At 66.3% G+C, this 25922-nt stretch carries 22 protein-coding genes; 14 read left to right on the top strand and 8 right to left on the bottom strand.

The window, feature by feature from the left end:
* Nucleotides 1-29: 29 nt before the first annotated feature.
* Nucleotides 30-1538 carry a sensor histidine kinase gene (locus AC3IPP_RS14645; RefSeq protein ID WP_489149504.1) on the bottom strand — a complete coding sequence of 503 codons (1509 nt, stop codon included), beginning with the start codon at nt 1536-1538 and terminating at the stop codon, nt 30-32.
* A complete protein-coding gene (locus AC3IPP_RS14640; RefSeq protein ID WP_087140419.1) occupies nt 1535-2263 on the bottom strand; it encodes a TVP38/TMEM64 family protein in 729 nt (242 codons plus the stop codon). Before AC3IPP_RS14640 ends, AC3IPP_RS14645 begins: the two co-directional genes overlap by 4 nt.
* Before the next feature lie 180 nt (nt 2264-2443).
* Between AC3IPP_RS14640 and rpmH the strand changes: the two genes are divergently transcribed.
* The 6 genes from rpmH to AC3IPP_RS14610 all read left to right on the top strand — a co-directional run bounded on the left by rpmH (nt 2444) and on the right by AC3IPP_RS14610 (nt 7196).
* Nucleotides 2444-2578: a 50S ribosomal protein L34 gene (gene rpmH, locus AC3IPP_RS14635; protein ID WP_003164000.1), complete on the top strand. Its 135-nt coding sequence runs from the start codon at nt 2444-2446 to the stop codon at nt 2576-2578.
* A gap of 34 nt (nt 2579-2612) precedes the next feature.
* Complete coding sequence (gene rnpA, locus AC3IPP_RS14630) at nt 2613-3041, top strand: ribonuclease P protein component (RefSeq protein ID WP_489149503.1); 429 nt, start codon at nt 2613-2615, stop codon at nt 3039-3041.
* 18 nt (nt 3042-3059) lie between these two features.
* Nucleotides 3060-4862: a membrane protein insertase YidC gene (gene yidC / locus AC3IPP_RS14625; RefSeq protein ID WP_489149502.1), complete on the top strand. Its 1803-nt coding sequence runs from the start codon at nt 3060-3062 to the stop codon at nt 4860-4862.
* A 4-nt stretch (nt 4863-4866) separates the two neighbouring features.
* Nucleotides 4867-5535, top strand: coding sequence for a ribosome biogenesis GTP-binding protein YihA/YsxC (yihA, locus tag AC3IPP_RS14620; RefSeq protein ID WP_087139289.1), 669 nt, complete (start codon nt 4867-4869; stop codon nt 5533-5535).
* Nucleotides 5536-5608: 73 nt separating this feature from the next.
* Nucleotides 5609-6115: a DUF3617 domain-containing protein gene (locus AC3IPP_RS14615; RefSeq protein WP_489149501.1), complete on the top strand. Its 507-nt coding sequence runs from the start codon at nt 5609-5611 to the stop codon at nt 6113-6115.
* 70 nt (nt 6116-6185) lie between these two features.
* Nucleotides 6186-7196, top strand: a complete 1011-nt coding sequence (locus tag AC3IPP_RS14610) for an LLM class flavin-dependent oxidoreductase (RefSeq protein ID WP_489149500.1) — start codon at nt 6186-6188, stop codon at nt 7194-7196.
* Between the two features lie 147 nt (nt 7197-7343).
* Here AC3IPP_RS14610 and AC3IPP_RS14605 read toward each other — a convergent pair whose 3' ends face one another.
* Nucleotides 7344-8294 (bottom strand): KpsF/GutQ family sugar-phosphate isomerase, encoded by a 951-nt coding sequence (locus tag AC3IPP_RS14605; protein WP_489149499.1) that lies wholly within the window; start codon nt 8292-8294, stop codon nt 7344-7346.
* Nucleotides 8295-8515: 221 nt separating this feature from the next.
* Between AC3IPP_RS14605 and otsB the strand changes: the two genes are divergently transcribed.
* From otsB to aguB, 8 genes are all read left to right on the top strand, one after another.
* Nucleotides 8516-9301: a trehalose-phosphatase gene (gene otsB / locus AC3IPP_RS14600; RefSeq protein WP_489149498.1), complete on the top strand. Its 786-nt coding sequence runs from the start codon at nt 8516-8518 to the stop codon at nt 9299-9301.
* The gene (locus AC3IPP_RS14595) at nt 9298-11082 is read left to right on the top strand and encodes a glycoside hydrolase family 15 protein (RefSeq protein ID WP_489149497.1); all 1785 of its coding nucleotides are present in this window, start codon (nt 9298-9300) and stop codon (nt 11080-11082) included. The genes otsB and AC3IPP_RS14595 overlap by 4 nt, the downstream gene beginning before the upstream one ends.
* Nucleotides 11079-12452 carry an alpha,alpha-trehalose-phosphate synthase (UDP-forming) gene (locus AC3IPP_RS14590; protein ID WP_489149496.1) on the top strand — a complete coding sequence of 458 codons (1374 nt, stop codon included), beginning with the start codon at nt 11079-11081 and terminating at the stop codon, nt 12450-12452. Before AC3IPP_RS14595 ends, AC3IPP_RS14590 begins: the two co-directional genes overlap by 4 nt.
* Before the next feature lie 221 nt (nt 12453-12673).
* A complete protein-coding gene (locus tag AC3IPP_RS14585; RefSeq protein WP_489149495.1) occupies nt 12674-13816 on the top strand; it encodes an OmpA family protein in 1143 nt (380 codons plus the stop codon).
* A 184-nt stretch (nt 13817-14000) separates the two neighbouring features.
* Nucleotides 14001-15245: a capsular polysaccharide export protein, LipB/KpsS family gene (locus tag AC3IPP_RS14580; protein WP_489149494.1), complete on the top strand. Its 1245-nt coding sequence runs from the start codon at nt 14001-14003 to the stop codon at nt 15243-15245.
* 177 nt (nt 15246-15422) lie between these two features.
* Complete coding sequence (locus tag AC3IPP_RS14575) at nt 15423-17873, top strand: TonB-dependent receptor (protein WP_489149493.1); 2451 nt, start codon at nt 15423-15425, stop codon at nt 17871-17873.
* A 183-nt stretch (nt 17874-18056) separates the two neighbouring features.
* Complete coding sequence (locus tag AC3IPP_RS14570; RefSeq protein ID WP_489149492.1) at nt 18057-19058, top strand: agmatine deiminase family protein; 1002 nt, start codon at nt 18057-18059, stop codon at nt 19056-19058.
* Entirely contained in the window at nt 19058-19924 is an 867-nt protein-coding gene (gene aguB, locus AC3IPP_RS14565; protein WP_489149491.1) for an N-carbamoylputrescine amidase, read from the top strand. Before AC3IPP_RS14570 ends, aguB begins: the two co-directional genes overlap by 1 nt.
* Nucleotides 19925-20013: 89 nt before the next feature.
* Here aguB and AC3IPP_RS14560 read toward each other — a convergent pair whose 3' ends face one another.
* From AC3IPP_RS14560 to AC3IPP_RS14540, 5 genes are all read right to left on the bottom strand, one after another.
* On the bottom strand, nt 20014-22962 hold the full coding sequence (locus AC3IPP_RS14560; RefSeq protein ID WP_489149490.1) for a TonB-dependent receptor domain-containing protein: 2949 nt from the start codon (nt 22960-22962) through the stop codon (nt 20014-20016).
* Between the two features lie 223 nt (nt 22963-23185).
* Complete coding sequence (locus tag AC3IPP_RS14555; RefSeq protein WP_489149489.1) at nt 23186-24148, bottom strand: right-handed parallel beta-helix repeat-containing protein; 963 nt, start codon at nt 24146-24148, stop codon at nt 23186-23188.
* Nucleotides 24148-24966 carry a phosphatase PAP2 family protein gene (locus tag AC3IPP_RS14550; RefSeq protein ID WP_489149488.1) on the bottom strand — a complete coding sequence of 273 codons (819 nt, stop codon included), beginning with the start codon at nt 24964-24966 and terminating at the stop codon, nt 24148-24150. Before AC3IPP_RS14550 ends, AC3IPP_RS14555 begins: the two co-directional genes overlap by 1 nt.
* Nucleotides 24963-25463, bottom strand: coding sequence for a hypothetical protein (locus tag AC3IPP_RS14545; RefSeq protein ID WP_087141139.1), 501 nt, complete (start codon nt 25461-25463; stop codon nt 24963-24965). The genes AC3IPP_RS14550 and AC3IPP_RS14545 overlap by 4 nt, the downstream gene beginning before the upstream one ends.
* Nucleotides 25464-25534: 71 nt before the next feature.
* Complete coding sequence (locus AC3IPP_RS14540; protein WP_087141138.1) at nt 25535-25855, bottom strand: ribonuclease; 321 nt, start codon at nt 25853-25855, stop codon at nt 25535-25537.
* Nucleotides 25856-25922: the final 67 nt, after the last annotated feature.

The raw sequence follows: 25922 nt of genomic DNA, 5'->3' as shown, positions 1-25922 counted from the left end.
GGGGCGGCGGAAAGCTGCCGCCCAGTGGTCTAAAGCGGCAGCAGAAGCTCGAAGCGCGTGCCCTGGGGGCCCGTGTCCAGCAACGTCAGGGCGCCGTCGTGGTTGGCCGCCAGCTCGCGTGAAATGGTCAGGCCCAGGCCCGTGCCGTCGGCGCCGCCGCCGCTGACGAAGGGCTCGAACAGGCGATCGGCCAGGCGCGGCGGGATGCCGGGGCCGTCGTCGCGCACGGTGATGGCGGCCATGCCCTCGCGCAGTTCGGCGCTGACGGTGATGGCGCCCTTGCCGCCGCCCTTGTCCTTGCTTTGCGGAGCGGTCTCGATGGCCTGGCGGGCGTTGCGCATCAGATTGACCAGGATGCGATGAAGCTGGTCTGGATCGGCGTTGACGGTGAAGCGGGCGGGCAGGTCGCGCACCAACCGCACGCCGTCCGGCTCTAGCCCCGCATCTTCGGCGGCGGCGGCCACGGCGCGGGCCAGCAGCATCTTCTGAAGCTGAGGCGCGGGCTCCTCGGTCTTGCCGTAGGCCAGGACGTTGCGCGCCAGGGTCGAGGCCCGGTCCAGCGCCCGCTCCAGCCGGGGCAGGGCGGTCGCCACCAGGGGGTCGGACGAGGTCGACAGCCGTTCGGACGCCATCTGGGCCGAGGTCAGCATGTTGCGCAGGTCGTGGTTGATCTTGGCCACCGCCTCGCCCAGCGCCGCCAGGCGGGCGCGCGAGCGCAGGGACTGGCGCACCTCTTCCTGCATCCGGGCCAGTTCGCGTTCGACCCGGCCGATCTCATCCTGACGATCTGAGGGCGTCTCGGCGGGGCTTTCCGGATTGGCGGCGAAGCGTTCGATCGAGCGGGTGACGCGGCGCAGGGGCTGCAGCACCAGCATGGACAGGGAGGCGTAGAGCAGACCGCCCGCCACCGCCGCGATCAGCAGCGACATCATCAGACTGTTGACCAGGAAGCTCTCCAGCTCCTTCTTCAGCGGCTGGGCCGGGGCCAGGATCTCGACCAGATCGCCGGAACGATAACGCGGCGCCGCCTGTACGCGCAGCGAACGGTCGGGGTGGCCGAGCAGCGTCTTCCACGGGTCCAGCAGCCGCGCCCCGACGTTGCGTTGGCGCAGGTCGATCAGTTCGGGCGCGCGCGGCAGGTTGGGGGCCTGCAGCAGCAGGCGCCGCACTCCTTGCTCGCCGATGACGACCGACTGCACCCCGCCGATGCTCAGCAACTGTTCGGCGGTGGAGTCCTCGACGGCGGAATAGGGCAGGGCCTCGACCCCGACAGAGGCCAGTTCGGCCGCCTGCAGCCGGTCCATCAGCCAGCGCTCCTGGAAGGAGGCGGCGCTGGGCACGATGATGATGGCGGCGACCGCCAGGGTGAAGGCGACGGTCAGCAGCAGCAGGCGGCTGGACAGGCCGTCGGGCGCGCGGGGCTTCAACCGCCGGCGCAGGACGTTCCACGGGGCGGATCGCGTCGCAGGCGGCCTGGCGGCCGTCGCAGAGGCCAGGGGGGTCTGCAGGGCGGTCGGAAGGGCCTCGCGTTCCGTCATGACGCCTCCATGCGGGGGCGGGCGCGCAGCTTCTGGGCCAGCTTGAGCAGCAGGGGCAGCAGCATGGACAGGAAGGCTACCCCCATCAGAGGCCAGAAAAATTCCGCGAACAGGCTCCGAATGTCAGGATTCGGGTCCGTGACCAGAACGTCGTGCAAGCTGTCGCCGATCCAGCAATAGATGGTGTGTGCGGGCAACAGGCCGATGAAGGTGGCGATGACATAGGGCCGCAGCGGCGCCGCCATCACGCCCGCCGCCACATTGATCATGTGGAAGGGCACGGTGACGACTAGGCGCGCGACCAGCACGTACCAGAAGGTGTTCTTGTCCACACCGGCGCAGACCTTGTTCAGCAGGCCTGTATCGGCGGCGGCGCGGCGACGCAGGGAATCGCCCAGGGCTGTGCGCCCTACATAATAGACGGCCAGGGCGCCGACGGTGGCGGCGAAGGCGGTGGCGACGCCGCCGACCCACGGCCCGAACAGATAGCCCGCCGTCACGGTGATGAAGACCACGCCGGGCACCACGCTGGCCGTCAGCAGGGCGAAGAGCAGCATCAGGGCGCCCAGCATCAGCAGATAGTGCTGGGCGACCAGCCCCTCCAGCGCCGCGCCGTGCTCGCGCAGGGTGTCCAGCGACAGGTAGCGATTCCAGCCCATGCCGAAGATCAGGGCGACGGCGGCCAGCAGCAGGGCCAGGGGCAGAAATCTTTTGACCCGGTCCAAGCCGTGCTCCGTCTTCTTCTTCCTGACATCCTTAGCGGATTTCCATGCGCCGCGCGCCCCTGTCGGCGATATGGAAAAGCGGCAGTGGCGTTGACTCTCGTGCGGCCGCCGCTTATACGCCCGCCTCTCTCGCGGCTGACGCTTGTGTCTGTCGCCAACCCCAGTAACCCGGAGCCGACCGTGAAGCGGACCTATCAGCCGTCGCGACTCGTGCGCAAGCGCCGTCACGGCTTCCGTTCGCGGATGGCCACCAAGAACGGTCAAAAGATTGTTGCGCGTCGCCGCGCCAAAGGCCGTAAGCGCCTGACGGCCTGACGTCACGCGCCCATTACCCTTCAGGGCGGGGCGCATGACCGATCTGATGAAAATCGATCGCCTGTTGAGGCGGCCCCAGTTTCTGGCGGCCGCCAAAGGCGTTTCTCAGGCCCGCGGCGCCGTGGTGGTCCAGCAACTGGATCGCGCCGACGGCGACCCGACGCTGCGCCTGGGATTCACCGCCACCCGCAAGATCGGCGGCGCCGTCGTGCGCAACCGCGCCAAGCGACGCCTGCGCGAGGCCGCCCGCCTGCTTGCGCCCCTGCACGGACGCGCGGGCTGCGACTATGTGTTCATCGCTCGGATGGGCACGGCGGACCGCGATTGGGACCGTTTGCTTGACGATGTGAAATCGGCCCTTACAAGGCTCGCAAACCCTCGTGCGGCTCCGACTGACGGAGACCGGGCCGCCGCGCCCGCCCGCCCCGACACTGAACCGCGCCCCGCCGCCCAGCCTCGCTGACCAGGACCGCTGACCCCGATGCAGAACGAGAATTCGCGCAACACCATCATCTTCTTCGTGTGCGCGGCCCTGATCATGGGCGTCTACTACTTCATGGTGATGCGCCCGCAGGCCGAGAGCCGCCGTCAGGCGCAGATCGTCGCCGCCGAGCAGCAGAAGGCGCGTGAGGCCTCGGCCGACGCCGGCCTGACGCCGTCGGGCGCTGCACCGGGCGTCTTCATCAAGGATCGCGCCCAGGCGCTGGGCACGGTCGCGCGGGTGCCGATCCAGACCCCGACCCTGAAGGGCTCGCTGTCGCTGCAGGGCGCGCGCATCGACGACCTGTACCTGACGAACTACAAGGAAACGCTGGACAAGAATTCGCCGCCGGTCGAGCTGTTCCGCCCGCAGGGCATGGAGCACGCCTATTTCGCCCAGTTCGGCTGGAGCGGCCCGAACGTCACCGGCGGCGTGCCCGGCCCCAACACCGTCTGGCGCCTGACCAAGGGTTCAACCCTGACGCCGACCACCCCGGTTGAACTGACCTGGGACAACGGCTCGGGCCTGCGCTTCACTCGTGTCGTCTCGATCGACGACCAGTATATGTTCACGGTCAAGGACACGGTCGCCAACCTGGGAACCCAGGCCATCGCCATCGCTCCCTACGGCCGCGTCGAGCGCCAGGGCGTTCCGGTCGATCTGGGCAAGCAGATGATCCTGCACGAAGGCGCCATCGGCACCTTCGGCGACGGCGACAGCTATTCGACCGAACAGGTCAAGTACAAGGACTGGGCCAAGAAGCCGCGCATCGAGAATCAATCGACCGGCGGCTGGCTGGGCATCACCGACAAATACTGGCTGGCGGCCCTGATCCCCACCCAGAACGAGACCATCGAAGGCCGCTTCTCGGTGCGCGACGCGCAGGGGATGAACATCCACGAAGCCGCCATGCTGGGCGCCACCCACACCATCCAGCCGGGCCGTCAGATCGAGGAGACGCAGCGTCTGTTCGCCGGTGCCAAGCGCGCCGAGGTGCTGAAGACCTATGAGCAGTCGCTGGGCCTGCCGCGCTTCGTCTACGCCATCGACTGGGGCATGTTCTGGTTCCTGACGCGCCCGATCTTCACCGTGGTGGAGTTCTTCTACGGCGTCCTGGGCAACTTCGGCCTGGCCATCCTGGCCTTGACGGTGGTGGTCAAGCTGATCCTCTTCCCGCTGGCCAACAAGTCCTACGAGAGCCTGTCGAAGATGCGGAACCTCCAGCCCAAGATGGAGGAGATCAAGAAGAAGCACGGGGCCGAGCCGCAGAAGCAGCAGCAGGAAATGATGGCCCTCTATCAGCGGGAGAAGATCAATCCGCTGGCGGGCTGCCTGCCGATGGTGGTGCAGATCCCGGTCTTCTACGCCCTGTACAAGGTGCTGTTCGTCACCATCGAAATGCGTCACGCGCCCTTCTTCGGCTGGATACGCGACCTGTCGGCGCGCGACCCTTCGACGATCTGGAACCTGTTCGGCGCCATTCCGTGGGATCCGGCGACCCTGCCGTTGCTGGGCGGCATCCTGAACGGCCCGCTGCACCTGGGCGTTCTGCCGCTGGTCTATGGCTTCACCATGTGGCTGCAGATGGCGATGAACCCGCCGGCGCAGGATCCGATGCAGCGTCAGATCTTCCAGCTGATGCCGATCGTCTTCACCTTCATCATGGCTCCGTTCGCGGCCGGCCTGCTGATCTACTGGGCGTGGAACAACGTGCTGTCGATCATCCAGCAGTATGTGATCATGCATCGCTTCAAGGCCGAGAACCCGATCGACAGCTTCCTCGCCCGTTTCAAGAAGGCCTGATCATTTGGACGCTTCTGACGAGCCCAAGGTCGGAGAATACTCGGACGCCGAGATCGAGGCGGCGCGCGTCCTGTTCGCGCGCCAGGCCAGCTTCGTCCTGGGCTGCGCCAAGATCGAGCAGCTGCCGACCCCGGACCTGCCCGAGATCGCCTTCGCCGGCCGTTCCAACGTCGGCAAGTCCAGCCTGATCAACGGCCTGGTCGGGATGCACAAGCTGGCCCGCGCCTCGAACGAGCCGGGCCGCACGCGCGAGGTCAACTTCTTCGACCTGGACGGCCGGATGCGCCTGGTCGACCTGCCCGGCTACGGCTGGGCCAAGGCGTCCAAGACCACGGTCAAGAAGTTCCAGGATCTGGGTCGCGACTATCTGCGCGGCCGGGTGACGCTGAAGCGTGTCTATCTGCTGATCGACGCCCGCCACGGGCTGAAGAAGGTGGACGATGAGGCGCTGAAGGCCCTCGATCTGGCCGCCGTCAGCTATCAGATCGTCCTGACCAAGGCCGACAAGCTGAAGAAGGGCGAGGCCGAGAAGGTTCAGGCGGAGACGCTGAAGGCCATCTCCAAACGCCCGGCCGCCTATCCGCATGTCGCCGTCACCTCGTCGGAAAAGGGCTTCGGCCTGCCCGAGCTGCGCGCCGAGATCATGCGCACCACGGGCGTCATCCTCGACTGAATCTCACGTCCGCGTGAACCGTTAAGCCAGACCGGCGTTCTCCCCTCGGTTCTTAACGAGAGGGGAGCGCTCCATGCGTTCAGTGATCATCGGCGGCGTCGTCGTCGCCTGCCTGCTGGGTCTGTCGGCCTGCGGAAACAACAACAAGGCCGAAACGCCGGCGGAAGGGGCTGATACCGCCTCGACGGCCGCTGCGCCGGCGACGCTCGACGCGCCCAAGCCGGGCCTGTGGCGCGTGTCCACGACTATGGAAGGCATGCCCGGCGGCGCCGCTGTCCCGGCGCAGGAAGTCTGCATCAAAGAAGCCAAGCTTGAGGCCCCTGCCAGCGCCCAGCAGCCGGGCGCCGACTGTACGACCCAGCCCTTCGCGCGTCAGGGCGACGCCATGGTGGCCGCCTCGTCGTGCACCCTGCCGGGCAATATGAAGGCGGACTCCACCATCCGCGTGACCGGCGACTTCAACAGCCGCTACGTCACCGAGGTCACGACCAAGATGGACCCGGCCCCGACGCCGCAGATGGCCCAGACCAAGGTCACCATGACGGCCGAGCGCATCGGCGACTGCCCCGCCGGTCAATAAGCGTCTGCGATAGACGATTGATCGTCACGGCCGGTATGGCGTCGCTGCAAAGCGGCCCCATATCGGTCGGATGATCCCTTTGTCCATTCTCGACCTCGCCCCCGTGCCGGAAGGCTCCGACGTGGGCCAAGCGCTCGCCAACACCATCGACCTGGCCCGCCATGCCGAGCGGCTGGGCTATAATCGCTACTGGCTCGCCGAGCATCACAATATGCCGGGCATCGCCAGCGCCGCGACTTCGGTCGTCATCGGCGCAGTGGCGGCGGCGACGAAGACCATCCGCGTCGGCGCCGGCGGGGTCATGCTGCCTAACCACGCCCCCTTGGTCATCGCCGAGCAGTTCGGCACGCTGAACGCGCTTCATCCCGGCCGGATCGACCTCGGCCTCGGCCGCGCGCCGGGATCGGATCAGGCGACGGCGCGGGCGCTGCGCCGCACGCTTCAGGGCGACCACGACGCCTTCCCTCAGGACGTGATGGAGCTGATGCAGTGGTTTGCGCCCGCGACGCCCGATCAGCGCATCATCGCCAATCCGGGCGAGGGGCAGGCCGTGCCGGTCTGGATCCTGGGCTCATCGACCTACGGCGCTCAGCTGGCGGCGCACCTGGGTCTGCCCTACGCCTTCGCCAGCCATTTCGCGCCGGGTGAGATGATGCGGGCCCTCGACATCTATCGACAGACCTTCCGTCCATCGTCGCATCTGGAAAAGCCCTATGTCATGCTGGGCTACAACGCCTTCGTGGCCGAGACGGACGAGGCGGCGCGCCTGTTGTTCAGCTCGGTCCAGCAGGCCTTCGTCAACCTGAGAACGGGCCGTCCCGGCAAGCTGCCGCCGCCGGTCGAGGGTTATTACGAACGGCTGGATGGTGCGGCGCGCGGCATGATCGACGCCGCCCTGGCCTGTTCGGCCGTGGGCGCGCCCGCGACGGCCAAGGCCGCCCTCGACGCCTTCATCGCCCAGACCGGGGCGGATGAGCTGATGCTGACCAGTCAGATCTGGGATCCGGCCGCCCGCGTGCGCTCGCTCGAACTGCTCGCTGCGGCGACCGAAACCACTCTGTCCGGCGAGGTTAAATGCTAACTTTCTCTGGCGGTGCCCACTGGATCGCGGCCTATTTCGTGAGAACCCGGCTGGGGGAGGAGCAGCCTAGGGCGGCTGTAGAGGCCGCATGTTGCCGCCTTTAGAGCAGCAGCTTTCGGCTGGCGTCGAAGAGAACGTCCTCGACCATCAGGAGACGTAGCCCGCCTGCATCAACTCGGCGATGTGGATGATGGCGACCGGGCGGCGATCCTCGAGCACGAACAGATTGCTGATCTTGTTGGCTGTCAGCAGATCGACGACGTCGCTCATGCGCGCTTCGGGATCAACGGTGATCGGGCTGCGGCTCATGATGTCTTCGGCGCGCAGGGCCGAGATGTCGTTGGCCAAGGCGCGGCGCAGGTCGCCGTCCGTGATGATGCCGGTCAGGGCGCCGTCGGCGGCCAGGACGGCGACCGCGCCCTTGCGGCCTTCAGTGATCGCCGAGACCACGACGCCGAAGTCGGCGTCCAGCGGCACGCTGGCCGGGGCGGCGGCGTTGTCGCCCATCCATTCGCGCACGGTCTGCAGGCTCATCCCCAAGGCGCCGCCGGGGTGGTGCAGGCCGAAATCTTCCCGCGTGAAGCCGCGTCGATCCATCAGCACCATGGACAGGGCGTCGCCCATGGCCAGGGACATCAGCGTCGAGGTCGTCGGCGCCAGGCCGTTGGGACAGGCCTCGGCCACCTTGGGCATGGTCAGGCAGACGGCGGAATGACGGCCGAGGAAGCTCTGGGGGCGCTGGGTGATGCCGATCACCGGAATGTCGTTGCGCGCGCAGAAGATCAGCGGGTCGCGCAGTTCGCGGCTTTCGCCCGAGTTGGACAGCGCCAACAGAGTGGTGTCGGGGCGCAGCATCCCCAGGTCGCCGTGGCTCATCTCAGCCGGATGGACGAAGAAGGAGTTGGTTCCCGTCGAGGCCAGGGTGGCGGCGATCTTGCCGCCGATGTGGCCTGACTTGCCCATGCCGGTCACCACGACGTAGCCGGGGCGCGACAGGATGATGTCGGCTGCCCGCGCGATCGAGGAATCCAGCGAACGTTCCAGCGCTTCCAGAGCTTCTATGTTCAGACGCACGACTTCGCGCGCTCGGTCAGACATGGCCGCGAGTTGTTCAGGAGAGGAAGGAACGGAGAAAACAGTCATGACGGCTCCAGGCGCCGGGGCCGCTTCTGCGGCTCTTCGTAGCGCAGTGGCAAATGCCTCATTCGAGAGTTCGGCACAATGGCGTCGCCGCAGGTGAATGAACGATGAATAGCGACAACCATTATGGGCGTCATGCGTTGCCATATGTTCCAAGCACAGAAAGCACTTTGAAACGCATGTCTTTTGCACAGGGGTTTGCGCGCCCCGCACTGCCTGCGCCGCCGAAACGCCTGAGCGGAGCGGCGCTTTTCCTTGATCTGGACGGGGTTCTGGCCCCGCTGGCCCCGACGCCGGACGCCGTGGGGCCGGAACCGCGTCGCACCCGCACGCTTGAGCGACTGACCCAGGCCCTGGGCGGTCGGGTCGCGGTGGTCAGCGGCCGCACCCTGGCCGAAATCGATCGCATCGTTGACGGAGCGGCGCGCGCGGCCTCGGGCGTGCATGGGCTGGAACATCGTCGCGCCGACGGCATGCTGAGCGCCCGCGTCCCTGCGCCTTCGGTGAAAACGGCGCTGGCCGCCTTCCACGACTTCGCCGAGGCCCGGCCCGGCGTGCTGGTCGAGGACAAGGGCCTGTCGGCGGGCCTGCATTTCAGGCAGGCGCCGAGCCAGGCCGATGCGGCGCTGGCCCTGGCGACCGCCCTGGCGGACGAAACCGGCCTGGCGCTTCAGCCGGGGTCGATGGTGCTTGAGCTCAAGACGCCCGGCGCCGACAAGGGCACGGCCGTCGCAGCCTTCATGGCCGAGGCGCCCTTCGCCGGCGCTGCGCCCGTCATGGTCGGCGACGACCTGACCGACGAGGCGGGATTCCGGGCGGCGGAAGCTCTGGGCGGCTTCGGCGTCTTGGTCGGGCCTGAGCGGTCGACGGCGGCCCGCTATCGGCTCGAGAACGTGGAGGCGGTGCTCGACTGGCTCGGCGGCCTGGCCTCGACCGTCACAGAGGAGAAGGAGGCGCGCGCATGACGTCCAACCTGGATCTGGCCCCCATCGGCAATTGTTCGGTCAGCGCCCTGGTCGATCGGCAGGGGCGGTTCGTCTGGGCCTGCGCTCCACGCATCGACGGCGATCCCGTTTTTTCGGCCCTGATGGACGGGGCCTCGCCGGAACACGGCTTTTGGGCGGTGGAGCTTGAGGGTTTGGTCGCGGTCGAGCAGGCCTATGTCCGCAACACCGCCGTCCTGCGCACCGTGCTGAGGGCCGGGGACGGCGGGGCGGTCGAGATACTGGACTTTTGCCCGCGGCATCTGAAGCACGCGCGTATCTATCGGCCGATCGCCTTCGCGCGCGTGGTGCGGCCCCTGTCGGGGGCGCCTCGCGTCACCATGCGCCTTCGCCCGTCGGCGGATTGGGGCGCACGGGCGGCGGAACGCACCTCGGGCTCCAACCACATCCGTTATCTGTGCAGCGACGTGACGCTGCGCCTAACCACCAACTGCCCGGTCAGCCATGTGCTGAACGAACGCACCTTCCGACTGGAAGAAGAGATGGCCTTCTTCCTCGGCCCGGACGAAGGCTATGATCAGTCGGTCCTGGCGGGCGTCAATGCGGCGCTGGATCAGACGATCGTCCACTGGAAGCACTGGACCCGCACCCTCTATCTGCCGCTGGACTGGCAGGAGGCGGTGATCCGCGCCGCCATCGCCCTGAAGCTGTGCGTCTATGAAGAGACGGGCGCCATCGTCGCCGCCATGACGACCTCGGTGCCCGAGTTCCCCGAGAGCGGGCGCAACTGGGACTATCGCTACTGCTGGATTCGCGACGCCTATTATACGGTGCGGGCGCTGAACCGGCTGGGCGCGGTGGACATTCTGGAGAGCTATCTCGGCTATCTGCGCAACCTCGTCGATGACGCGGCGGGCGGGCATGTCCAGCCGGTCTATGGCGTGGGGCTGGAGCCCGCCATCGTCGAGCGCATCGTCGACAGTGTCGAAGGCTATCGCGGCATGAAGCCAGTGCGGGTCGGCAATCAGGCGCACGAGCATCTGCAGCACGACGTCTATGGCCAGATCGTCCTGCCGCTGGTTCAGGCCTTCTTCGACCAGCGTCTGCTGCGGCCCGGCACGATCGAGGACTTCCGCGCCCTGGAGACCGTCGGCGACCGCGCTTTCGCCCTGCACGATCAGGTCGACGCCGGCCTGTGGGAGTTCCGCACCATCGCGCGGGTGCACACCTATTCCTCGGTCATGTGCTGGGCGGCCTGCGATCGCCTGGCCAAGGCGGCGCATCATCTGGGACTGGAGGATCGCTGCGAGTTCTGGCGCGAGCGCGCCCGCATCATCCGCGAGCGCATCGAGGCCGAGGCCTATCTGCCGGACGAGGGTCGCTTCGCCGCCAGTTTCGGCGGGACGGAGCTGGACGCAGCCTTGCTGCAGATGACGGACCTGGGCTTCCTTGACGCTCGCGACCCGCGCCAGGTGAAGACCTTCGAGGCGGTTGAACGCGATCTGAAGCGCGGCCCCTATCTGTTCCGCTACATCCACGCCGACGACTTCGGCGAGCCGGAGACGGCCTTCAACTTCTGCACCTTCTGGTACATCGAGGCCCTGCACCTGAACGGCCGCACCGAAGAGGCGCGGGTGATCTTCGAGGAGATGCTCAGCCGCCGGACCCATGCAGGCCTGCTCAGTGAAGACATCTCGATCCAGGACGGCGAACTGTGGGGCAACTACCCCCAGACCTATTCCCTAGTCGGCATCATCAACTGCGCGGTCCTGCTCAGTCGATCGTGGACGGATGCGCGATGAGCCGCCTGATCGTCGTCTCCAACCGCGTCTCGGCGCCCAAGGACCCGGCTTCAGGCTCGGTCGGCGGCCTGGCCATGGCCCTGTCGGCGGCGCTGCGAAAATATGAAGGCCTGTGGTTCGGCTGGTCCGGCGAGACTGTCGAGCACTTCATCGGCGAACTGAACATCGAGGACCGCGCCGGCGTCACGGTGGCGACCGTCGATCTGGAGCCTCAGGACGTCGACGAATATTACAACGGCTACGCCAACAAGACGCTGTGGCCGCTGTTCCATCACCGCGTCGATCTGACGGCTTATGAGCGGTCCTATGGCGAGGGTTATGAGCGCACCAACCGCCGGTTCGCCGAGGTGTTGCAGCCGTTGCTCCAGCCCGACGACGTCATCTGGATCCACGACTATCACATGATCCCCATGGCGCGGGACCTGCGGCGGCTGGGGGTGAAGAACCGCATTGGCTTCTTCCTGCACACGCCCTGGCCCGCGCGACAGCTGCTGGTGACGCTGCCGCATCACCGGCGGCTGGTGGAATCCATGTTCGATTTCGACCTGCTGGGCTTCCAGACCCGCGAGTGGCTGGGCCTGTTCCAGCGCTATGTCGAGGTCGAGGCGGGGGGCAGGGTGCAGGCCGACGGCCGGGTCGAGGCCTTTGGCCGCAGCGTCCAGACGGGAGCATTCCCCATCGGCATCGACGTGGACGGCTTTCTGGCGGCGCGGAACTCGCCGCTGGGGCGACGGACCTATGATCGGATGTCGGCCTCGGCGGCCTTCCGCTCCATGATCGTCGGCGTCGATCGGTTGGATTACTCCAAGGGTCTGGAGCAGCGCCTGCTCGGCTATGAGCAGTTCCTGGAGGACAATCCCGAACTGCGAAGCGAGGTCTTCCTGCTGCAGGTCACGCCGATTTCGCGAGACGAAGTGGATACCTACCAGGACATGCGGGTGCGGCTGGAAGCCCTGGCGGGGCGGGTCAACGGCGCCTATGCCGACATGGACTGGCAGCCGATCCGCTATCTGAACCGCACCTTCCGCCGTGACCAGCTGGCGGGAATCTATCGCGCGGCGAAGGTGGGTCTGGTCACGCCGTTGCGCGACGGCATGAACCTGGTGGCCAAGGAATATGTCGCGGCGCAGGATCCGGAAGACCCCGGCGTGCTCATCCTGTCGCGCTTCGCCGGCGCGGCGGAACAGATGGGGGAGGCGCTGTTGGTCAATCCCTTCAGCCGCGAGGAGTTGTCGGAGGCGATCCAGAAGGCCCTGACCATGCCGCGGCCGGAACGGATACGGAAATGGAAGGCCTTGATGAAGGTCGTGCGAGACACGGATGTCGCTCGATGGCGCGACGATTATGTCCGGGCGCTGATGGCGGCGTAAGCGAGGCGGTTGCAGGAACGTTGGTCGCTGTGAGCCTGTTGAGAGCTGATGCTCAACTATGAAGTGGGGGTGCGAACGATCAAAATTTATGTTGAAACGGCGCCACAGTGAACACAATCAACGCCTAGATTGGGAACCGCTGCACTGCAATATCGTTCGGCTTTCGAGCGCCTTCGCGGTATCGCATGGGCTTTCGGATCAACTAAGAGTGTGAGGACACCATGAAGCTGAAACTTCTGGCAAGTGTCGCTGCTGCGGGGCTGTTCGCAGCTGGCGCTGCATCGGCTGAGCCCGATGGTTGGTACGGCGCGATCGACGCCGGCTACCACATCATCGACGATATCAATACGGAAGCGTCGGCGACCGGCCAGCACTGGAACTGGGAAGTCAACGACGGCTGGGCGGCGTTCGCTCGCCTCGGCTACCGTTTCAACCCGAACTGGCGTGTTGAACTCGAGGGCGGCTATCGCTCGGGCGACATCGGCAAGGTGCGCGCTCCTGGGAACGTGAGCGGCCTGTGCAATGTGACTCCGGCCACCGGCCCGTGCCACTCGCCGGCAGGCGACATCGAGTCGACGACCCTGATGGCCAACGTTCTGTACGACTTCGGTTCGCCGGACTGGACCATCCGTCCGTTCGTCGGCCTGGGCGTCGGTGTGAACCGCGTCAACGTCGACACCACCGGCTTCGTGCGCGGCAACCGCGGCGTCGGCTTCTCGGCTGACGACAGCTCGACCAAGTTCGCCGCTCAGGCGATCGCTGGTCTGGCTTGGGCTGTTGGCGACCGCGCCAACATTGACCTGACGTACCGTTACCTGACGGGCGACATGGAATTCGACGCCACGACGTCGGGCACGGGCGCTATTCCGGCCGGCACCCTGTCGGGCGACTACGACCAGTCGCACACCGTGACGCTGGGCCTGCGCTATGCGTTCGGCGCCGAGCCGGCTGCTCCCCCGCCGCCGCCGCCCCCGCCGCCGCCTCCCCCCCCGCCCCCGCCGCCGCCTCCGCCGCCTCCGGCCAAGCCGGCTGCGCGTCAGTTCGTGGTCTACTTCGACTTCGACCGTTCGGACCTGACGGCGGAAGCCCGCTCGGTGGTGACGCAAGCCGCCAACTACGCCAAGTCGGGCGCTCCGACCCGCGTGCTGGTCGTCGGCCACACCGACACCCAGGGCGCTGCGGCCTACAACCAAGGCCTGTCGAACCGCCGTGCGCGCACCGTGGCTGACGCCCTGGTCGCTCAAGGCGTCAACGGCGGCGTGATCTCCCTGGACGGCAAGGGCGAGACCCAGCCGGCCAAGGCCACCGGCGACGGCGTGCGTGAGCCGCTGAACCGCCGCGCCACCGTCGACATCAACTTCTAAGGCTTAAGGGGGCCGGTCATGATCGGCCCCCGATCCTTGGTTGATTGATTGATCAGGCCGCCGAACTCGATCTGGGTTCGGCGGCCTTGATTCAAGGGCTTATGTTACAGACCGGCTCTCGTTTCGCCTTGCCAAGAATCCGGCTGGGCTATTAATAGGGTCTGCTTTCGAAAGATATCAGCGTTTGCTCGCGCCCTTTGATCCTGAACAGACAGACGCAGGTCTTCACACTGCAGTTGATCTGACCGGTCGTCGCTTCCTTATCGTGTCCGTGCCTTTTGGCCGTTTCGGGCGCGTGCTGGCGCATGCCATCGAGGCGCGCGGTGGCGAGGTGCGGCGCATGCTGTTCAATGCCGGCGACGTCTCGAACTGGGGCCGTTCGGGTGGCCTGCCCTTCCGTAAGGGAGCGGAGCGCTGGCCGGAACGACTGACGGCTATCGCAGCTGAGTTCACCGACATCATCGTGTTCGGGGAGGGCGGGCCCTATAATCAGGGCGTTCTTGACCAAGCTAGCCAGTTGAAGGCGCGCGTTTGGGTTCTCGAGAACGGTTATTTCCGACCTGACTGGATCACTTTGGAGCGCAATGGGGTGAACGGCTCCAGCGCCTTGCCGCGATCAGCGTCAGGCTATCCGCCGCCGCCGCCGGAGCTGCCGGTTTCGCGCCCTGTCGGCAAAATACTGCCGCACCACGTCATCAACATCAGCCTTTACCATGCGGTGCAACCGCTGGGATGGCTACTGTTCCCGCGTTTCCGTCATCACTACTCAGCGTCGCCCTGGCGGCAATGCCTGGGTCATGTGCGCCGCTATCTGGAGTTGGGCGTGCGGCCGCGAGGAGCCAGCAGCGCTGACCGTCTTCGGGCCAAGGGGCCTTTCTTCATCGCCTGCTTGCAACGCGACGGGGACGCCCAGTTGCTGCGCTATTCTGACATTCACGACAATCTGTCTTTCTTGGCGCGGGTCATGGACAGTTTCGCTGCCGGCGCGCCGGCGCACAGCCGCCTAGTCGTAAAAAATCATCCCCTCGACCCGGGCATCATCAATCTCGCTCGTGAGACCCGCCGGATGGCCGAGGAGCGCGGGTTGGGAGGGCGTGTCGATTTCATCGACGGCGGCAACTTGGCCCAGTTGTGTCGCGCCTCGGAAGGCATGGTGGTCAATAACTCCAGCGCCGCTTTGTCAGCGCTGGGGTTCGGCACGCCGGTCAAGGTGTTGGGGCAGGCCTTCTTCGATTTTGAGGGGCTGACGGATCAGCAGCCGTTGGACGCCTTCTGGCGGGCGCCGAGCCCCGCCGAGCGCAAGTTGTTCGCCGCTTTCCGCGCCTATGTGATCAATCGCACCCAGATCAACGGCAATTATCATGAGCCGCGCGTCATGGCGGCGACGGCTGCTCGGGTGGCTGACGCCCTGGCGACCCGGCTAATTTAGGTCGCCGAACCGCTGTCTTTATGGTGTGGCTCCTGAGCCACCCTGCGGCGCTGTCATCATTCTGTCATCCAGTTGTCGCCCGAGCTTCCCAGAGCGCGCTTAAGCCCCCGACATCGAGCGGCCGCATATGGGTCGGCTTGCATGGCATTCCGCCTCCATCTCTGGGGATACAGACAGATGACCATCCGCAAACAGCTGTTCTGGGCAAGCACCGCCCTGATGAGCAGCTTCTTCATGGCAGAGACCGCTTCGGCTCAATCGACCGGCACGGCCGCCGTTGAAGTCGAGCAGGTCGTGGTCACGGGCCGTCGCGGTCCGCGCACCATCGACGGCGCCATGGTGGCTGAAACCGTCGGCAAGTCGCGCTCGAGCATCACTCAGGAGTTCATCGAGACCCAAGCCGCCGGTCAGACCATCAACGAAGTTCTGAACCTGGTTCCGGGCATGAGCTTCACCAACAACGACGCCTATGGCTCGTCGGGCGGCAATATCCGTCTGCACGGCTTCGACGGCCCGCGCATTTCGCAGACCTTCGACGGCATGCCGATGAACGACTCGGGCAACTACTCGCTGTACACCAACCAGCAGTTGGACTCGGAACTGATCGGCACGGCTTCGGTCAACACCGGCACGACTGACGTCGACTCCCCGACGGCCTCGGCCTCGGGCGGCACCATCAACCTCAGCTCGATCGCCCCGACGACGGAATTCGGCGGTCAGATCAAGGGATCGTTGGGCGATGACGACTTCCGTCGCGTCTTCGCTCTGCTGAACACCGGTGAGGTCGGCCCGTGGGGCACGCGCGCCTGGCTGGCCTATTCGGACCAGTCGTACGACAAGTTCAAGGGGCTGGGCGACCTGAACAAGACCCAGTACAACTTCAAGGTCTATCAGCCGATCCGCGACAACGGCGACTTTGTCTCTTTGGCCGGTCACTGGAACCGCAACCGCAACAACAACTATGCGGACCTGCAGCTGAAGCGCAACGCTGACGGTTCGGCCAGCCTGGCCGACGGCGTGACCTGGGACAGCGATTTCGACACCGATTACACGGCGCCGACCTATCGCAACGGCGAGGCCGACATTGACGGCAACTCCAACCGTTACTGGGCGCTGCGCCAGAACCCGTCGGACACCGGCAACATCCGCGCTCAGTCGCGCTTCACTCTGCGTGAAGGCCTGATCTTCACCTTCGATCCGTCGTTCCAGTACACCCTGGCGACCGGCGGTTCGGGCCAGTTCGTCCTGTCGGAAACCGATCGTGCGCTTCTCGGCTCGTCGGGCACGGGCGGCGTCGACCTGAACGGCGACGGCGATACCATGGACAGCGTACGCGTCCACGCCACCAACAACACGCACACTCAGCGCTATGGCATCAGCTCGTCGCTGATCTGGCGGATGTCGGACACGCAGACCCTGCGCGCCGCCTATACCCTGGACGACGCACGTCACCGTCAGACCGGTCTCTACGGCCGGGTCGACTTCTCGGATCCGACCAACCCGCAGTTCTTCGATCCTTTCGCGGGCCTGCATGACAAGGATCATCGCATCGTCAACCAGGACGGCTATGAGCTGCGGACGCGTGACCGCCTGTCCTACGCCATCCTGAACCAGTTCGCCGTCGAATACGCCGGCCGTTTCCTGGACGACACCCTGCGCGTTAACCTCGGCGTCCGTGCGCCGTTCTTCAAGCGCGAGATGAACCAGAACTGCTATTCGCAGTCCAAGAGCAGCTCGGTGGTCTGCTCGACCGAGAATGCCGTGAAGCAAGCCGACGGCACCTACAAGCTCGGCACTCGCACGCAGAGCTACATTGCGCCCTATTCGCGTGAAGTGAAGTTCGACGACATCCTGCCGAACATCAACATCAGCTGGAACTTCAGCGGCAACCAGTGGGTCTACGGCTCGTTCGCCCAGTCGCTGACCCTGCCGCGCACCGACAACCTGTACACCGTCTTCTTCGACGCGAACGGCGACATCACTTCGCCGATCACCGAACCTGAAAAGACCACGACCTACGACTTCGGCTATCGCTACCAGACGGGCGTACTGATGGCCTCGGCCAACGTGTGGTACACCAAGTTCGATAACCGCATCGTTTCGCGTTACGACCAGGATCTGGGCGTGTCGTTTGACTCGAACGTGGGTGACGTCGACCTGTATGGCTTCGACTCCCAGATCGGCTGGTCGCCGATTGAGGGTCTGTCGCTGTACGCCACGGCTTCGTATACGGACTCGGAAATCGCCAACGATTACCTCGACGGCACCAACCTCATCAAGACGGGCGGCAAGTCGCTGACGGAAACCCCGGATTGGACCTTCGGCGGTCGCATTCAATACGAAACTGGCCCGCTGCAAGTCGGGGCTCAGGTCAAGTACACGGGCGAACGCTGGGTGACCGACGAGAACGACCTGTACACCGAGGCCTATACGGTCGTGAACGCCGATGCCAAGTTCGACCTGGGCTACTTCGGCTACAAGAACTCCAGCCTGGCCCTGCGCATCGTCAACCTGTTCGACGAGAACTACTTCGGCTCGATCTCGGGCGCCTACAACGCGTCGCGCAATACCTACGCCTACCGCGGCGCGCCGCGCACCATGCAGGCGACCCTGACCTACGCCTTCTAAGACGTAGCTGGGATCACAGCATAGAGACAGGGAAGGGCGGTCCGGCGACGGGCCGCCCTTTCTTCTTTTGGCTTGGGGCGAACTCCGCCTCGCCGCCATTGAACCCAAGGCCGACAGGGCCTATTTCGCCCCCTTCGTGCTTCATCCCTTTAATGTGGACGTTTTCGCGCCATGACTTCGCCCATGACCCTGCCTGTTCCTGCTGAATGGACGCCGCATCGCGCGATGTGGGTCGGTTGGCCCAGCCACGCCGATCTGTGGGAGGACAATCTCGAACCGGCCCAGGCCGAGGTCGAGGCCCTGGTGCGCGCTCTGGCCGGGCCGGGCCGGGAGCAGGTCAAGCTGATGGTCGGCAATGACGAGGCTCTGGCCGATGCGCAGGCGCGCTTCGCCGATGTGGCGGGCGTCACCGTTGTGGCCGGTCGGTTCGGCGACATCTGGTTGCGTGACACCGGGCCGATCTTCGGCGCCGGATCGGCTTCGGCTCAGGCCTTCGTCTTCAACGGCTGGGGCGGTAAATACGACCTGCCGCACGACGACGAGGTCGCCGATCAGATCGGCGAACAGACGGGCGTCGCCCTGACCCGCCACGACTTCATTCTGGAGGGCGGCGCCGTCGATCACGACGGCGAGGGCACGGTGCTGACCACGCGCCAGTGCGTGCTGAACCGCAACCGCAACACCGGCTGGACCGAGGAGACGGCCGAGGCCGCCTTCGCGCAGGCTCTGGGCGCCAAGAAGGTGCTGTGGCTGGGCGACGGCCTGCTGAACGACCACACCGACGGCCACGTCGACAACCTGGCCCGCTTCGTGGCGCCGGGCGTGGTGGCCTGTCCGATCGGCTTCGGCCCCAAGGATCCCAACGCCGAGGTCTATGACGAGACGGCCCAGTCGCTGTCCGCCATGGCCGACGCCGCCGGCCGCCCGATCAAGGTGCTGCGGATTCCCTCGCCCGGCATGATCCTAGACGAGGACGAGCGTCCGATCCCGGCCAGCCATATGAACTTCCTGATCGCGGACGGCGCCGTCGTTGTGCCGACCTACGGGAACGACATGGCCGCGCGCCTGGCCTGCGAGGCCCTGGCCACAGTCTTCCCCGATCGCGAGATCATCCCCCTGCCGTCGACCGCCATCCTGTCGGGCGGCGGATCGTTCCACTGCATCAGCCAGCAGGAGCCTGCCTAATGGCCCGTGAGATCACCGTCGCCGCCATCCAGACCTCGTACGGCGAGGACATGCAGGCGAACATCGACAAGACCATCGGCTTCATCCGCGAAGCCGCAGCCAAGGGCGCCCAGGTCATTCTGGCCCCGGAGCTGTTCCAGGGGCCGTACTTCTGCGTCTCGCAGGAAGAGAAGTGGTTCGGCGCCGCCTATCCCTGGCGCGAGCATCCGGCCGTGACCCAGCTTCAGCCGGTGGCGAAGGAACTGGGCGTGGTCCTGCCGGTCTCGATCTTCGAGCGCGAGGGGCCGCACTATTTCAACAGCCTGGTGATGATCGACGCCGACGGCGAGCTGATGGGCGTCTATCGCAAGAGCCACATCCCCGACGGTCCCGGCTATCAGGAGAAGTACTACTTCCGCCCCGGCGACACCGGCTTCAAGGCCTGGGACACGCGTTTCGGGCGCATCGGCGTCGGCATTTGCTGGGACCAGTGGTACCCGGAGACGGCGCGGGCGATGATGCTGCAGGGCGCCGAGGTGCTGCTGTACCCGACCGCCATCGGCACTGAGCCGCATGACGATACGCTGGACACCGCCGCGCCGTGGCGCCGGGCCATGCAGGGGCACGCCGTGTCCAACGTCGTGCCGGTCGTCGGCGCCAACCGCATCGGCCACGAGCAGGTGACGGCGGCAGGTCAGACCTACTACGGCCACTCCTTCATCGCCGACCATCGCGGCGATCTGGTCGAGAGCCTGGATCGGGAGGAGGGCGTTCTGGTTCACACCTTCGATTTGGACTTCCTGGATCGCCATCGCGCGGCCTGGGGTTTCTTCCGCGACCGTCGCACGGACCTGTACGGCGCCCTGGCGACGGGCCGCCCGGTCTGATCCAGCTTTTAGAAACAAGCTGATCCACACACAAAAAAAGAGGCGGAAGACCGGGGTCTTCCGCCTCTCTTCTTATGCGTTGAACGCTATCAGAACTTCAGCGTGGCGCCGAAGGTGAAGTAACGGCCGATCGCATCGTAGGTCTGCGGGAAGGTGTTCCCGTTGTTGGCCGACGTGGTGCCGATCTGCGAGCCGACGATCGGCGGCGCCTTATCGAACAGGTTGTTGATCGTGGCCGTCAGACGCACCGTCTGGGTGATGTCCCAGCGGCCGCTCAGGTCGAAGTAGTCGTAGCTGTCGATCTGGGCGTAGTCCGGGAACCACTTGGTGCTGCTGGGCTCGACTTCGACGCCGGACAGGTGACGCCAGCTCAGCGAGGCCGAGTAGTCGCCCATCGTCCAGGTGGCGCGGCTGTTCCAGCGTTGCTTGACCTTGGGTTCGCCGCACGACACCGAATAGTAGTCGACGCAGTCACGCAGCACGGAGGCCGGAGTGGACTGGGTTTCGTGCTTGGTGAGGATGCTGCCGTTGACGCTCAGATCGACGCGACCGATGTCGCCCCAGCCGAAGTCGGCCAGTTCGACGCGGTAGTTGGCGGCGACGTCGAAGCCCGAGACGCGCTCGTTGCCGGCGTTGGTCGACGGGCGGATGACGCCCTTGGCGTCGACGCCGTTCAGCGAACCGTTGGCGGCGCTGCGCTGGATCGCCTTACAGCTGTCGTTGAACGCCAGCGTCGGGTTCAGGGCCTTGTCATAGCAACCGTTCATGACATCAGCCAGGCTGGGGCTGTTGATCGTCTTGTCGATCTTGATGTCATAGTAGTCGAGGCTCAGGCGCAGGCTCGGCACAAAGGCCGGCTGCCAGACGGCGCCGATGGTCCAGGTGTCAGCCTCTTCCGGACCCAGGTTCGGGTTGCCGCCGGTCTGCTGGTTGACCTGGCCCGAGTTGGGCTTGGCCACGTAGCCGATCGCGCCTTCCGGCACGCCGGTCAGACGGCACAGGTTGCTCAGCGTGCCGGCGGTGTTGGCGTCGGCGCTGTTGATCAGGTCCAACTGGCACGGATCGATCGCCATGTTGCCCAGGCCGGTGACCTGCGGGTTGAACAGCTCGCCGATGTTCGGGGCGCGGGTGGCGCGCTGATACATGGCGCGGACGCGGACGTCCTCGATCGGCGACCAGTCGCCGCCGAACTTGTAGCTGCCGTAGTTGGTCTTCGAACCGCCGGCCTTGAACTCGGTCTGGCGGTAGCCGGCTTCCAGGTTCAGGCTGTGGATGAACGGCATGTTCTCGATCAGCGGCACCGCCAGTTCGGCGAAGGCTTCACGCAGTTCGAACTGACCGTTGCGATCCGGAACCGGCGCGCCGGTGCCCAGGATCTCGCCGTTGGCTTGCGAGGCCGCATCGCCGCGGGTTTCGGCGCTGGACCGGCGCCATTCCGCGCCGAAGGCGACGGCGACCTGGCGATCGCTCCACGGGCTGCTGAGGTTCTCAGGCAGGATGCCCGAGATCGAGCCCGAGGCCACGTCCTGCTTGATCGTGGTTTTGCTCATCGACGACAGGTTGATGTAGTCGATCATTTCCTGAGTGATCGTGCCTTCGGGACCGAAGACGTTGATCGGCACGCAGCCCGCGACCGGGCTCGAGGAGCCAGGAACCAGGCACTCCGTCGCGGAGACGGTGTTCAGGGCGTTGCGCAGCTTGGACAGCGAGCCCCAGTTGCGGCGCGTCAGCAGTTGTTCGGTTTCACCGTGCGAGATGTAGGCGTCGTAGTTCCAGTCGGGGTTGAAGTCGCCCCGAACGCCAGCCAGCAGCTGGACCGTCTTGTTCTCGATGTCCACCGGGCGGGTGCCCATCTCGGTGAAGCGGCGGTTGATGGTCAGGTCCATCATGGTGTCGCCGGCTGCGCCGGAGACGCACTTGGCCGGATCGATCAGCAGGGCGCCGCAGAATTGCTGGCGCATGGCGTCCGGGATGAACGGGTTGCCGATCGGTACCTTGTAGGTGTTGCCGAAGGTGCCGCTCGAGGCGTTGTCCAGCGAGACGTCGCTCTGGACGTAGGTCAGGTGGCTGTAGACTTCGGCGGACGAGTTGATCTTGAAGCTGCCCAGACCGTTGATCTGGTAACGGCTCAGCGGCGTCTGGTACAGGTTGTACGGATTGTAGTTATAGCCGGCCGAGTTGTAGTTCGGATGGTCCGAACCGATCAGAGCGCCTGTGGTCGGGTCCAGTTCAGCGCCCGACGGCAGGGCGACGCCGCCCCTGACGGGGGTCAGGTCGAAACGACCGGGGACCGAGGTGCCCGAGCCCAGCGGCTTGCCGGACGTCGAAGAGAGCGCGACTTCACCCCAGGGACGACGCACTTGATACAGCGGGTCGGTCTTGGTGTAGCCGAAGCTGACGACGGCGTTGCCGCGGTCATCGGCGAAGTTGCCGCCGATGGTGACGTCGAACTTGCGACGAACGGCGTCGTCCTCGCCCGAGAAGCCGTAGGAGGAGTTGACCTCAACGCCTTCGAAATTGTTTTTCAGGATGAAGTTGACCACGCCGGCGACGGCGTCGGCGCCGTACACGGCCGAAGCGCCGCCAGTGACGGTGTCGACACGCTCGACCAGGGCCAGCGGGATGGTGTTGGTGTCGACCACGCCTTCCAGGTTGAACGGCACGACGCGGCGGCCGTTGATCAGGACCAGGGTGCGGTTGGTGCCCAGGCCACGCAGGTTGATGGTCGCGCCGCCGCCCGAACCGTTGTTGGTGGCCGAACCGACGGCCGGCACGGCGGCCGGCAGGTCCTTGACCAGTTCTTCAACGGCGACAGGCTGCGACATCGCGATGGATTCGGAGCTCAGCGACGTGATGGGGCTGGACGCTTCATAGCCCGGCTGGCGGATGCGCGAGCCGGTGACGACGATAGAGCTGACTTCGGATACTTCTTCTTCGGCCGACTGGGCGAATGCCGGGGCGGCGGCCATGAAGCTGAGGGCGGCGCCCCCGATGATGGTCGAGGCGAGCAAGGACTCGCGGACAATTCTCTTTTTCAAAAGAGACCCTCTCCTGAACAAAACAAGCCGTCGCCCGCCCCCTTACGACGAGGGCTGAACCGACGGCTCGTGGCACATGCAGGACCGTGTGGCCTGCGATGGCGACATTACGGTGAGGCTTGCCTCAAGCAAGTCATAATTGCGCCAAAAATGGCACAATAGGAAAAAAATGACCGCTTAATGAAGAAAATTCGGAAATAAGCGCAAAAAATACGCGCAATTCCTAGAAGATTGGATCAACAGTGTTCCCGACCGCGCCGTCGCGATCGTCAAGACTGCTGCCCCAGGGGTAGCCCTTGTCGGCGTCGCAGTAGGCGCGGCGGCCCTGGCGGGCGTTTTCGACGACCAGGCGGGGGCGCCAGCGTGCGGCGCCGGTGAAGGCGTTGTCGGTGATGACATTGTACGATGGCGTCTGGTGGCGAATGACGCCGCGCTCGCCGCAGTTGCGATAGAGGAAGACGCCGGGCCGACCGTTCAGTTCGAAGCTGTTGCCGATGATGCGGTTTCGCGCCGAGCCGTCGACAGCGATCACCTCGCGACCCGTCCGCGTGCGGAACAGATTGCCCTCGATCCGATTGTCGGCGCTTTCGGCGTCCAGATAGAGGGCCGTGGCGACGCTCCGGCCCTCAAGCGTGGATCGGGTCAGATTGAGCCGGGTGACGCCGGGGCCGACGTAGAGGGGGATTGATCCCGTCCCCCGGATGACCACTTCATCGAGCGCAATGTGGCTGGGCGCAGCGGCCTGGGCGGCGGCTGTATGCCCGGCCGTGCGGGAGGAGACGCGCAGGTCGTCATAGCTTCCGTCCGCCCCCATGCCCCAGACCCGCACCGAGCCATGGATCAGGCAGCGCGAGATGCGTACGTCCGTCGGGCGGCTCCAGCGGTCAGCGGCGATGCGGCGTGACCAGACGGCGATAGAAGGTGTGCGGGTGCTGACGGAAGCGCCGGGGCGGCCGACGGCGCCGCCCGCGCAATCCAGGCGTGCGCCGGAGGCCTCGGCGCCTTCGATCAATAGAGGGCGGACGATCGACTGTCCGGGCGTCAGGGCGGCGCGGCAGGTCAGGCGATAGGGCGTCGTCGCTTCGGCGGTCAGTTCGGCCAGTTCCGCAGCGTCGCAAGGACGGGCGGCGGGCAGGGACCAGGTCTGGGCGCCGGCCAGGATCAGTCCCGCCAGCAGCGCCGCCATCAGGGCAAGGGCGTGGCCAGCGCCAGCGCTTCGGAGGCGCAGCCGGGCGCCGTTGCGGCGCGTGCACGCAGGACCGCCAACTCGGCGCGGGCGGCGGCCAGGTCGGCGGCGAACGCCGGCTGAACGGCGGCGGCGGCGAAGACGGCGCGGCCCAAGTCCTCGCCGGCGGCGACGTCGCTGGGATAATGCATGCCGCAGACGAGGCGGCTCTGGCCGACTTCATGGGCCATGCGGCGCGCTTCGGTCGCGTGGCTGGGGTCCAGGGCGGCGAACGCTTCGCCATAGACGACGGCCACGGTCGAACTGCCGGAAGGATAGGAGGCGCTGCGTCGGCCCGCTTCGGTCAGGCGCTGACAGGCCTGGCGGGCCGGATCGTCGCCGACGGGGCGGGCGCGGAAGGCGCGCGCCTTGACGGATTCGGCGGCCGTATCCGCGTCGTGGAACAGGCGCTGCATCAGCCGCGTCAGCTCCGGCGTGTCTTCCGGCGTGAGTCGTACGCCTAGGGCGCAGTTGAAATGCTGCAACGCCAACGGCGGGCGCAGTTCGGCGTGGGCGGTGGCCAGCAGCCAGCGGTCGCTGTCTTCCAGCGCCGCCATGCGCGTCGAGCGCGCCTTGTCCGTCTGATCGGCGGCCGAGCCGGGCGCGGGCGGCGGAGGAAGGGCGGCGGCCAGAGCTTCCAATGCGGGGGCGTCCAGATAGCCGGATGGGGTTGTCGCGGCGCGAGCCGCTTCCGGCCGCAGCGCCGCCGGGGTTCCGGCGCAGGCGCCCAGCAGCAGGGTTGCTGCGGCGGCCGCGACGAGCGCCGGGCGGGTGATCACGCCCCGTTGCTCCAGCTCAACTGAACCGAGGTCAGGCCGTCTTCGCCGGGTGCGGCCACGACCTGAAGGCTGGCGCCCTTTTCCGTGCGGGCGGAGGCGCCATAGGCGCGGGCCTCGCCCTGGTTCATGGCCATGATGGGGGACAGGCCCGCCTTCTCGGCGCGCTGGCGATAGAAATCGATCACGGCGTCGGGCGTGGCGTCGGTCGTAAAGGTGACGATGCCGCCGGGACCGTCAGGGCCGGATGCGGTGACAGGCGCGGCGTCGGTCTGGGCGCCGGGATAGAGGGCGGCGAAGGTCGGGGCGCCCTCAATGGTCGTGGCGGGCGCGGCGGACGCGGCTGCGACGGGCGGCGCCGCGGCAGGCGCGGCCTCCATCACCGGTTCGGCGACGGCGGGCGAGGGCGATTCGGCTTCGGGCGCGGCCTGACTGCGGTCATCGCACGCCGCCAGGCCGACGCTCAGCGCCAAGACGACGGTTGCCACGCTACGCTTCATTCAGCCTACGTCCTTAATCCCTATGAGACTATTTGCACCGTGGCCTATCCGTGCGGCGGCAGCAAGGCGGTTCAACCCGTAGGGGCGTCCACGTCGTCGCCGGGCTGACCCGTCGACTTGCGCGCCTGTTCCGGGCCGCCGGACGGACGGGTTCGGGTTTCAGCCATTTCGCGGCCCTGGCGGGCGATGTCGGCGTTGATGGCGTCCTGGTCAGGGTCGATCTCCGAGCCGGAAGCCGAGCCGCCCCGTAGCGAGCCGGCGCGGGTGTCGGAGCCGGAATCGCTGCCTTGCAGAGCCTTCTTGAGGGCATCCTCGACGTGGCCCAGATCGGGCTTCTCGCCCATGGCGGCGGCCTCTCGGGCGTCTTCGTTTTCGGCGGCGGGATCGGTCATGGATGGTCTCCTTGCTCGTGTAAGACAAGCGGACCGCCCGCCCGGAGGTTCCCAGATTCGCACGGGC

The organism is Brevundimonas sp. KH_060, assembly GCF_057838275.1.
This window is presented reverse-complemented; position numbering and strand designations above follow the sequence as displayed.